The organism is Fructobacillus ficulneus, from assembly GCF_001047075.2.
In the GTDB taxonomy this organism is placed as follows: Bacteria; Bacillota; Bacilli; order Lactobacillales; family Lactobacillaceae; genus Fructobacillus; species Fructobacillus ficulneus.
Window position 1 is genome coordinate 337,614 of the sequence record NZ_DF968005.1, and the last position, 251, is coordinate 337,864.

Genomic DNA, 251 nt, shown 5'->3' on the forward strand with positions numbered 1-251 from the left:
CTAAGAGTAACGACGGGGTTCTACCAATTGCAGACCAGCAAGCTGCAGCTGTTAGTCAAGTTGAAACAGCATTAACGAATGCCAAAAATGCGGTTGACCAAGACCCTAATTTGAGTGATGCCGATAAGGCTGCTCAAAAGGCTACTTTGGCTGCCCAAGCTGCTACCTATGAAAAGGCCATCAAGGCGGCATCTGATGCAACGACAATTGCTAACGACCAAACCGCAGGCAGCCAAGCTTTGCAAGACTTG

General features: G+C 48.6%; 1 protein-coding gene. It reads left to right on the forward strand.

Annotated elements, in window-relative coordinates; all coding sequences use genetic code 11:
* Positions 1 to 251, forward strand: a 251-nt coding sequence (locus AOQ29_RS07750; protein WP_158530764.1) for a hypothetical protein, incomplete at both ends; no start/stop codon positions are given.